The following is a 9,666-nucleotide window of genomic DNA, read 5'->3' as shown; positions in this document are numbered from 1 at the left end:
TTAGAAGCCAAAGCAACAGCAACAGCAACAGCAACAGCAACAGCAACAGCAACAGCAACAGCAACAGCGACAGCAACGGCAACGGCAACGGCAACGGCAACGGCAACGGCAACGGCAACGGCAACGGCAACGGCAACGGCTAGTTGTATGGGACGATTTTAGTATCGCCCTGGCCATGGCTCATCCTCTGCCAGCCCTGGTGAATCGTCGTGCTCGTTCGTTCATGTAAAAAAGCGGCGGATAAGCCGCGATCACGCCTAGGACGAACGGACACGCCATGACACTTCGCAACCCGTCAATTCCCCTTGCCCAGATGTTACGCCTAACCTTGCTAGGCATTGCTCTCTCGCCCCTTGCTCACCAGCCCGCCCTGGCAGCTGATCAAGTGCAGACGATCTCCTTCGATATCGCCCCCGGCCCGCTCGGCAGCGTACTGGAGGAATACGCCCAGCGCGCCGCCATTTCGGTGTCATTCGCCCGTACAGCCCTCGCCGAACTTCGCTCAAGCGGCCTGCAAGGAAACTATGGCGCATGGGAAGGGCTCGATCATCTGCTGCAAGGCACTGGCCTGCGCCTTGGTCGCGACGCTAACGGTGGCTACCTTGTGCTTGCCCCTGCCCCGGGCACCAGCGGGGCAATGGAACTGACCGCCCTGAGCATTTCCGGCAAGGCCCCCGGTGCCCTCACCGAAGGTTCGGGCGCGTACACCACCGAATCGTCCAGCAGCTCTACGCGCCTGAACCTGTCACTCAAGGAAACCCCACAATCGATCACGGTCCTGACGCGCCAGCGCCTGGACGACCAGAAGCTCGATACCCTCACCGACGCACTGGACGCTACCACCGGCATCACCGTCATTCGCGAAAGCCTGGGGGCCGACAGCACGGCGTACTTGTCCCGGGGCTTTGCCATCCGCAACTTCGAGATCGACGGCGTCCCCACGTCGGCGAACATGGACAACTACACCCAGAACACAGCCATGTACGACCGGGTGGAAATCGTGCGCGGCGCCACAGGCTTGATCAGCGGCATGGGCAACCCATCGGCCACCATCAACCTGATCCGCAAACGCCCCACCGTTGATCCTCAAGTGCAGTTGAGCGCAGAGGCCGGAAGCTGGGACCGCTACGGCCTGGGCGTTGACGTGAGCGGCGCGCTCGATGAAAGCGGCAGGCTGCGTGGCCGTCTGGTGGCCGATCACAAGGACCAGCACGCCTGGATCGACCGCTTTGACCAACAGCTCTCGACCCTGTATGGCATCACCGAACTGGACCTGGGCGACGAGACCCTGCTGACGGTGGGCCTCAGCCATCAGGTCACCCACAGTACCGCCCCCATTCGCACTGGCTTCCCGCTGTTCACCACGGACGGGGCGCGCACGCATTTCTCCCGCTCGTTCAATACCGCGCCAGACTGGAGCTATTACGACCGGCAGCAAAGTACCCTCTTCACCTCGCTAGAACATCAGTTCGCCAACGGCTGGAGCGGCAAGGTGGAGTACAGCCATGCGCGCAACGACTACGACACCGTGATCGCCTACGTCGATGGCGAAATCGACCCAGCAACCGGTGCCGGGGCTACGATCAACCCGACCCGCTGGAAGGCCGCGCCCACCCAGCACAGCCTGGACGCCTACCTCACCGGCACCTTCGATGCCCTGGGGCGCGAGCACGAAGTGATCGGCGGCGTGACCCTGTCACGGACCGAGGAAAGAGGCACATCCAACTTCGGCGGCTGGCAGAGTGCTCGAACGGGCTACGACGACACCATCGACAACATTTTCAACTGGAACGGATCGTCCCCCAAGCCGGTGTTCACCCAAATCGGCACTACCGACATGACCGAAACCCAGTACGCAGGCTACCTGACCTCGCGGCTGCACCTGAGCGATGCCGCCAGGCTGATCCTCGGGGCACGCGTGGTCGACTGGAACAGGGTGAACAAGAGCGCGCTCTATACCGGCTCGCGTCAACGTACCGAGCGAACCGAAAACGGTGTAGTGATCCCCTATGCTGGGCTGGTCTATGACCTGAACGATACCTGGGCTGCCTACGCCAGCTACACGCAAATCTTCAACCCGCAAGGTAACCAGATTCGCGATGTCAAGGGCTCGCCCCTCGACCCGCAAGAAGGCACAGGCTACGAAGTGGGGTTGAAAGCCGATCTGCTCGACAAACGCCTGACCGCAAGCCTGGCCCTGTTCCGGGTGGAGCAGGACAACCTGGCAATCGCCGATGGGCGCTTGCTGCAGCCCAACGGGTTTCAGGCGTATCGCGCCGAGAGCGGCACCACCAGCGAAGGTGTAGAGCTTGAGCTCAATGGTGAGCTGGCCGATGGCTGGCAGGTCATGGCAGGCTATTCCTACAACGTCAGCTTCGATACCAACGACCAGCGCATCGTAACCGAGATTCCGCGCAATAGCGTGAAGCTGTTCACCACGTACCGCCTGCCGGGCGAGCTGGACAAATGGACTGTCGGCGGCGGGATCAACTGGCAAAGCGAAACGGGCTATGCCCTGAGCTACGCCACCACCCAGAGCAGTTATGCGCTGGTCAACCTGATGACGCGCTATCAGGTGACGCCGCAGCTATCAGCCAGCGTGAACGTCAGCAACCTGTTCGACAGACACTACTTGACGACCACGGCAGGCGGGATCTACGGCGCCCCACGCAACGTCATGACGACGCTGCGCTACAACTTCTGAGGCCCATACCCGTCGGCGGATGAGCGGGCCCGTCAATGACGGGCCGCGTAGTTATGCCAACTCTCCCTCCCAGGGATGCTCCGACAGCAGCCGCAAGGTCAGCGACAGTGTCAGCTGACGCTCGGACGCGCTGCGCTCATCGGCCAGGTTACCCACGGCCTCGAGGATCTGCTGCTCGGTCATACCTTCCTGGCCCTGCAAAAGCCCCTCGAGCCGGACGTGATAGGGCTGGTTCAGCGTCTCGTATTCGCCTGAATACGAAGTTCGCAGAAAATCGATCCAGAACGTGCGCTGCAGCAGCGAGTCTGCAATCCGCGCATTGCTTTCTGCCAGCAGAATGCTGCGCGCGGCGTCACGCAGATGCACATCGTTGACGTCGGAAAATACCCGGTGATACATGTAGCGCGACTGAGCCGGCAGCCCCAACGGCCGGACCAATCCGGCCCGGTACGCTAGGTGTATCTCCACTTCATCGATCAGGCCGTAGGGGTTGGTGGCCCTTTCCCTGGCAATGTGCTGGGCTGCAACGCGGTCCACCTCGTCCAGGCGATAGAGCTCGCGACCAATGCGCACCAGCGCCGGCGCCGTGTCTGCGGCGGCAAGCCCTGCGGTGCGAGTCGTGACCAGTGCACGTACCTCGAACAGGCTAAGCATCAGCAGCATCTGATCAGCACAGGTGCGCGGCCCTGCTGCCTGCTGGAAGACAGCTTCACGGACTTGCGAGTTTTCAACGCAAACCTCGATCAACGCCCAGATGCGCCTGCGCAGATCAATGCCTTGAAAGTGATAATCGTTCGAGCGCCCGAGGTCGTTGAAGAACCGCATCAGGTCATCGCTGCCAGGTTCGTCGGCCAGCGCCTTCCAGTGCTCGGAGCGGAGCACACGCTCCTCAGGGCTGGAGTCAGCCAACCACCGTTCGAGGGATTCCTGCCCGCCAGGGCCATGACGGCGCAGGGGCAAGGCCGTTGCACCCGCATCGCCCAAGGTGCCGCGCAGCTCGGTCTGGGTTGGTTCGGGAACAGGGTTGTCATGCAGGCTGAGCCCGGCCAGCCGCCGGTGGGAGTGAGCAAGGGTTGGGCTCATGTCCGCAATGCGGTTATCGCGAAGATCGATTTCTTCCAAGGCAGGATGCATGTAAACCTCGACCGGCAGCTCAGCCAGGCCCGTGTCACGCAGGTGTAGCCGCTGTAGATCCAGCAGCCGTCCCAAAGGTGGCAGTTGGCCGATCGGGTTGTGCGACAGGTCAAGGGTGCGCAACCGGGTCAATGCACTGAGCCTTGCCAGGCCTGCGTCGTCGATAACGATCTGGTTGCGCGTCAGGCGCAGCTCGGTGAGCTGGGTCAGTGCCTGGACGCCCTCTGGAACACTGCTCAGCAAGTTGTGGCTCAGATCCAGGGTGCGCACATTAGGGAATCGCTCGAGAAACCCCTCGGTGATGTTCGACAAATGGGCGCGGCGCAGCGTCAAGTGCGTAACGTGATCGAATATAGCGTGCGCAGGCAGCACTGGCAGGCTGTCAATGCGTTCGCTGTCGATGACCAGGCGGTACTCGCCGTCGACGTCAGGTCGCTTGCGCCGCCAGCACTGGCGGATGCGACGGGCAATCTGTCGACGGCGCTCGGGCAGCGGTGCCGTAGTCGCTTCCCGGCGCCAAGCAGTCAGATTGTCACCCAGATCCACAAGGCATTGCTGCAAGGTACGCAGGTGATCCCATGGTTGCTGACCCTGCAAACGTACCCGCTCAAGATACACTTCGATGTCCATCTCGCTGAGTGTCGGAAAGATCTGCTGGTAGCCTTGAAGCATGGCTCGCCGCGACCCTTCCGGACGACCACTGAGCGCATAGCCAATGCGACCATCGCCAAGACGCATCGGGGGCCTGGATTTACCGGGCGGCGCCATGCCCAAGAGCTGCGCAGCCTGCACTCGGTCAGCAAAAGCATGGTCTGCAAGCGCATTGGCAAGCTTGGCTGGCGTGGCCGAGACTGCCCCAATATCTGCGCGTTGTGATGGATCAAGGGTGCGCAGAAGTGCGTGAAAAAAACCGTCATCAACGACGGCACCGGGCAGAGCGCGTCCTGTGTGATCGGCTGCCAGATAGCCCTGTTTCGTAAGGATAAGAAAACGCGTCTCAGACGCCGCTGCAGCGCCCACGCTGGCCCGTACGTCGCCGTCTGGCTTCGTCTCGCGCACTTCCACCCTGATTGACGAATCCCAAGGCCAGCTGGCGTCCAGTAAACCCAAAGCCAACTGCTCGGTGTCTCTGTTAACGGCGTTCGTCTGCTCGAAACCGGCGCACGCGCGGTCCAGGCGAGCGTCATGCAAAGCCCATCGGGCTCGCTCGGCCAGCGCAAGCGGGACTTTGTGCTGTTCCAGCAGTTGTTTGCGTTCACCATCGCCGGCAGTGGCGAGCAACTCTCGGCCTGCCCGGGTGGAAAGCGTAGGAAAGTCCCGGTGCAGCGGGCCTGCTGCCCGCTCAGGGACCGTCTGTACAGCCTGCCAGTGAGCTTCGAATGCTTGCCCACGTAGCCGCGCAAACGCGTCATGCAACTCATAGCGCTGCACGGCATCACACAACCGCGCTGGTGCGGGTGCATTTTCCAGGTGCAGGCGTCGCAGGGAGGCTTCGTTCATGCCTACGCTACGCAGTACTGCTCGCGCAGCCGATTGCCCGACCAGAGCAAGATTCGAACCTAGACGTCTCATTAGCACATGCGCTTCATGCCACTCCTGAGGGCGCTCAAGCGCATGTCGCATACCGCCTGTACCATTGTCCTCCAGGCCGATAGTGGGTGCGTGGTCACGCTCGGGATGCTCGATGGCGAGTCGCTGACCACTTGCCTCGAGTCGGTAAGCACTGCTGTCGATACCTACATGGAGGCGGTCATGCAACAGGCCACGCTGCCCCTGTGCCAGGTGCATGTCCGGTACCGCATAACCCGGCAGATCGACGCGGGCCAAGCGGTGTTCGCCGGCGCGCGACAGTACGGGGACGAGTTCATCTATCACACGCTCCCGCGCCACTGCATTCCCGGCCGCCCCAGCCGCTGCGCTCACCCCGATCATGACCACATTCTGCGCCACAGACACCAGGTGACTGAGCGCTGCCTCCCGATCGCCCAGCGTCCAATCATGATAACCCTCGATTACCTCATCGGTGATCTGACGTGCTGCCAGCGCAAGTAATGGCAGCCCGAGTTCCGGTACGAAAAAACTCGCCAGCCCCAGCAAGTCAATGCCCAGTCCGTGGAGGAAATGTGTGCGTCGGTCGCGCGCACTGCTATCTACGGAGCCATTGGGCACGGCCAGCACCTGAGCATTATCAAGTACGGTATCTACTTGCACTTCACGCAGATACCGGATCAAGTCGCCCTGAATGGCTTGGTGTCGCCCGTCCAGTGCGATTGGCTCTTGGGCAGCCGTGCTGGCCAGCAAGTGCTTGAAACCCTTTACAAAGTGCAGTCGGTCGCGTTCTTTGACAAAGCGTTGGAAGAACTGCCGGTAGGCAGGTTCACGCAAACGCATACCCAAGCTGCGGAACAGGTCCGACCACGAAGCAAAGGTAGCGATGGCACCATGCGGATCGTCCGGTACCCACAGAAGCAGGCCCTGCGCCGTGGAGGAGCCGTGATCAGCCTGCGGCTCGAATACCGTGATGCCAGTGATGACCCGACCCAGCAGCCGAAGCTCGCTGAACGTACCCAGCGACTTTTCGCCTTTCCCTTCAACGGCGCCGCTCAGGTAGTCCAGGAGTTGCCCGGCAACGACACCTTGCACACGCGCCAACTCAGTTGCAGCCAGCAGGCTAGTGCGCCAACCTTCTTCGAGCACGGCGTTAACGTGACGTCGGCGGCTATCGTCGGCGAACAGCACGTGCTTGAGGTGTTGCTGATAAGTAGCGCCCAGATCCAGGGATCGACAGACCCCCGCGAATGCACGGGGACGCAAGGCAATCATATTCCCATCGGCGTCCACCAGGTCCGATTTCGGCAACCAGGCTACTTCAGCAGTCTCACGTCTATCGAAATTATGCAACGCACAGACTAGCAACGGTTGCACCAAGGTCGTCGGGACCACGTGATCAGGCACGGTGCCGAGACCGGATGGGTAACGCACATGCACCGCGCGGCGCAGCTTGGCGGTACGAACGTCTACCGGACGATGCAGAAGTTTCTCCAATGCGGCCTCCAGCAGCGTGCTGGCGAACGTATCGAGCGGCTTTATGCCGGCGAATACGGCTTGAACCTGCTCGCGGGCGCGCTGCTGGGCGCTTAGTGCCTGGTGCAGGATCTTGATCTGCTCAACCGTAGCGCTCGTCATCCAAGGCGGTAATCGATTGGCGATGAATGTATCAACGGAGTCATCGGGGAAGGGCTGGTTGGTCATGTAGCACCTGCACGTAGTAAAACCGAAAGTGAGCCAGCTCCGGCAGCCAGCCCCGAGGTAATTATCTAGAGCCATCGAAACAGCAGCGGTGTTCCACGCAACTGCACGTCCCCTGAAACGGTCATTTGCGCTACAATCGCGCCCGGGTGCTAGCTGCTTGGGGCAGTGACGCAGGTTAAAAAAGCTACGCAGGTCGGGCCGCCATGCGGGAGTCATTGCGCCTATGCAAAACACCAAGGTCCCCAAAGCACAGCAACTGGCCGAGCGTGCGCTGGCCAGCCTCGAACGTTTCCTGCACATCGAAGCCGTCAGTGGTGTGGTACTGCTGATCGCCGCCATCGCCGCCCTGATCTGGGCCAATTCCCCGGCCGCCGCCAGCTACGACGCCCTCTGGCACACACCAATCACGCTGGGTATCGGCTCGCTGGTCTATTCCCAGTCCCTGCATTTCTGGATCAATGATGGCCTGATGACGATCTTCTTCCTGGTGGTCGGGATGGAGATCCGCCGCGAGATCCATGAAGGTGCCCTTTCCAGCCTGCGCCAGGCGTCCTTGCCCATGCTGGCAGCCATGGGTGGGGTAGCCGTGCCTGCCATGGTCTACCTGGGCTTCGGCCATGCGCCTAGCGAGCAGCAAGGCTGGGCGGTGCCGACAGCCACCGATATCGCGTTCGCGGTCGGCGTCTTGGCGCTGCTGGGCAAGTCGATCCCGTCGAACATTCGCGTCTTTCTGCTGGCACTGGCGATCATCGACGACATCATCGCGGTGCTGATCATCGCCTTGTTCTACTCCGGTGGCCTGGACTACCTGGGCTTTGCCGTCGCGGCAGCGGGCCTGCTGCTGGTCCTGATCATGCAGCGCATCGGCGTGGGTTCGGCCTTTGCCTATGTCATCCCAGGCGCGATCACATGGGTGGGTGTGCTGATGACCGGTGCCCACCCTACCCTGGCAGGCGTCGTCCTGGGGCTGATGACCCCCGTCACCAGCCGCCCTATGTGGGAACGTCCTGTAGAGGCCGTATCGCGCCTGAGCGAAGAAGTGGTCGGCCGGGCCAAAGCCGCGACCCAGGACGCCAGCCAATTGCTTACGCCACTCAAGCACCTGCGGGTGGCGCAACGTGAAGTGCTGCCGCCGGTGGTGCGTGTGCAGAGTGCGCTGCACCCTTGGGTTGCATTCGGCATCATGCCGCTGTTCGCCTTGGCCAATGCCGGGGTGAGCCTGTCGGGCGTCAACCTGGACAGCGAAACACCGCGCTGGGTGATGGAGTCGGTGATGGCGGCGTTGGTCATCGGCAAACCGGTAGGCATCGTCGGCATCAGCTGGCTGATGGTGCGCTTGGGGCTCTGCTCGTTGCCGCCAGGGGTCAACTGGAGCGGCATCACCTTGATCGGGCTGCTGGCAGGTATCGGCTTCACCATGTCCATCTTCATTGCCAACCTGGCGTTCGCCAGCCCTGCGGCGCTGGGTGCGGCCAAGTTGGGCGTGCTGGCAGGTTCGGTGGTTGCGGCCTCGCTGGGCCTGGCATGGGGCGCATGGCGCGTGCGCGGTAAACACTGATAGTGTCCAAGCTGTTTCCCCATGCTCAAGCGCATGGGGAAACACGCTGAGGGGTTGCCCACGGCCGCTCGTCGTCCCAATCGTCGATCCAAGTCAACCCAGGGCAACGGGACCTTTCGAACAGGTACGAGCATTCTCAACTGCAGGAGCTTCTACCATGCGCGACTACCCTACCCCACCCTTCCCCTCTCAGCCCCAGACCGTACCCGGCTCCCAGCCGAAAATGGACCCGGTACCGGACTGCGGCGAGCAGACCTACGTCGGCCATGGCCGGCTCGAAGGCAAGAAGGCGCTGATCACCGGCGGCGACAGCGGCATCGGCCGCGCGGTGGCCATCGCCTATGCCCGTGAAGGCGCCGATGTCGCCATCTCCTACCTGGATGAACACGAAGACGCCGAAGAGACCAAGCGCTGGGTGGAGGCAGCCGGGCGCAAGTGCCTACTGCTGCCAGGCGATCTGGCGCAGAAGCAGCAATGCCACGCGATCGTGGAGCAGACCGTGGCCGAGTTCGGCCGCATCGACATTCTGGTGAACAATGCCGCCTTCCAGATGGCCCACGAAACGTTCGAGGAAATCGAGGACGAGGAATGGGTAAAGACCTTCGACACCAACATCACGGCCATCTTCCGCATCTGCAAGGCCGCCCTGCCGTCCATGCCCAAAGGCAGCTCGATCATCAACACCAGCTCGGTCAACTCCGATGATCCGTCTTCATCGCTGCTGGCCTACGCGGCGACCAAAGGCGCCATTGCCAACTTCTCTGCAGGGCTGGCGCAACTGCTGGCCAAAAAGGGCGTGCGCGTCAACAGCGTTGCGCCAGGCCCGATCTGGACGCCGTTGATCCCCGCAACCATGCCCGACGAAGCCGTCAAGAATTTCGGCTCCAGCTACCCCATGGGCCGCCCTGGCCAACCGGTGGAAGTGGCGCCGATCTACGTACTGCTGGGTTCGGACGAAGCCAGCTACATCAGTGGCTCGCGCTATGCGGTCACAGGCGGCAAGCCCATTCTCTGACTG

The 9,666-nt window shown here is 62.0% G+C and carries 4 protein-coding genes; 3 read left to right on the top strand and 1 reads right to left on the bottom strand.

What is annotated here, in order from left to right; genetic code table 11:
- Nucleotides 1–385 precede the first annotated feature (385 nt).
- Nucleotides 386–2,704 carry a TonB-dependent siderophore receptor gene (locus tag ACF8R3_RS06975; protein ID WP_228385142.1) on the top strand — a complete coding sequence of 773 codons (2,319 nt, stop codon included), beginning with the start codon at nucleotides 386–388 and terminating at the stop codon, nucleotides 2,702–2,704.
- 51 nt (nucleotides 2,705–2,755) lie between these two features.
- On the opposite strand, the gene ACF8R3_RS06970 is transcribed toward ACF8R3_RS06975, so the two are convergent.
- Nucleotides 2,756–7,090 (bottom strand): NEL-type E3 ubiquitin ligase domain-containing protein, encoded by a 4,335-nt coding sequence (locus ACF8R3_RS06970; RefSeq protein ID WP_392515324.1) that lies wholly within the window; start codon nucleotides 7,088–7,090, stop codon nucleotides 2,756–2,758.
- Nucleotides 7,091–7,313: 223 nt separating this feature from the next.
- Here ACF8R3_RS06970 and nhaA point away from each other — a divergent pair, with 223 nt between their 5' ends.
- On the top strand, nucleotides 7,314–8,648 hold the full coding sequence (gene nhaA / locus ACF8R3_RS06965) for a Na+/H+ antiporter NhaA (RefSeq protein ID WP_392515322.1): 1,335 nt from the start codon (nucleotides 7,314–7,316) through the stop codon (nucleotides 8,646–8,648).
- A gap of 157 nt (nucleotides 8,649–8,805) precedes the next feature.
- Complete coding sequence (locus tag ACF8R3_RS06960) at nucleotides 8,806–9,663, top strand: SDR family oxidoreductase (protein ID WP_078478710.1); 858 nt, start codon at nucleotides 8,806–8,808, stop codon at nucleotides 9,661–9,663.
- The last annotated feature ends 3 nt before the right edge of the window (nucleotides 9,664–9,666 follow it).

Origin of the sequence: Pseudomonas sp. FYR_7 (genome assembly GCF_043106155.1) — a bacterium.
Taxonomy (GTDB): domain Bacteria; phylum Pseudomonadota; class Gammaproteobacteria; order Pseudomonadales; family Pseudomonadaceae; genus Aquipseudomonas; species Aquipseudomonas parafulva_B.
Note: the sequence above shows the minus strand (reverse complement) of the source record. Positions and strands in the feature narration are given on the sequence as shown.

Excerpts from the sequence above, each read along its gene's own strand:
- ACF8R3_RS06970 (WP_392515324.1), bottom strand. The coding sequence starts at position 7,090 with ATGACCAACCAGCCCTTCCCCGATGACTCCGTTGATACATTCATCGCC.
- nhaA (WP_392515322.1), top strand. The coding sequence starts at position 7,314 with ATGCAAAACACCAAGGTCCCCAAAGCACAGCAACTGGCCGAGCGTGCG.
- ACF8R3_RS06960 (WP_078478710.1), top strand. The coding sequence starts at position 8,806 with ATGCGCGACTACCCTACCCCACCCTTCCCCTCTCAGCCCCAGACCGTA.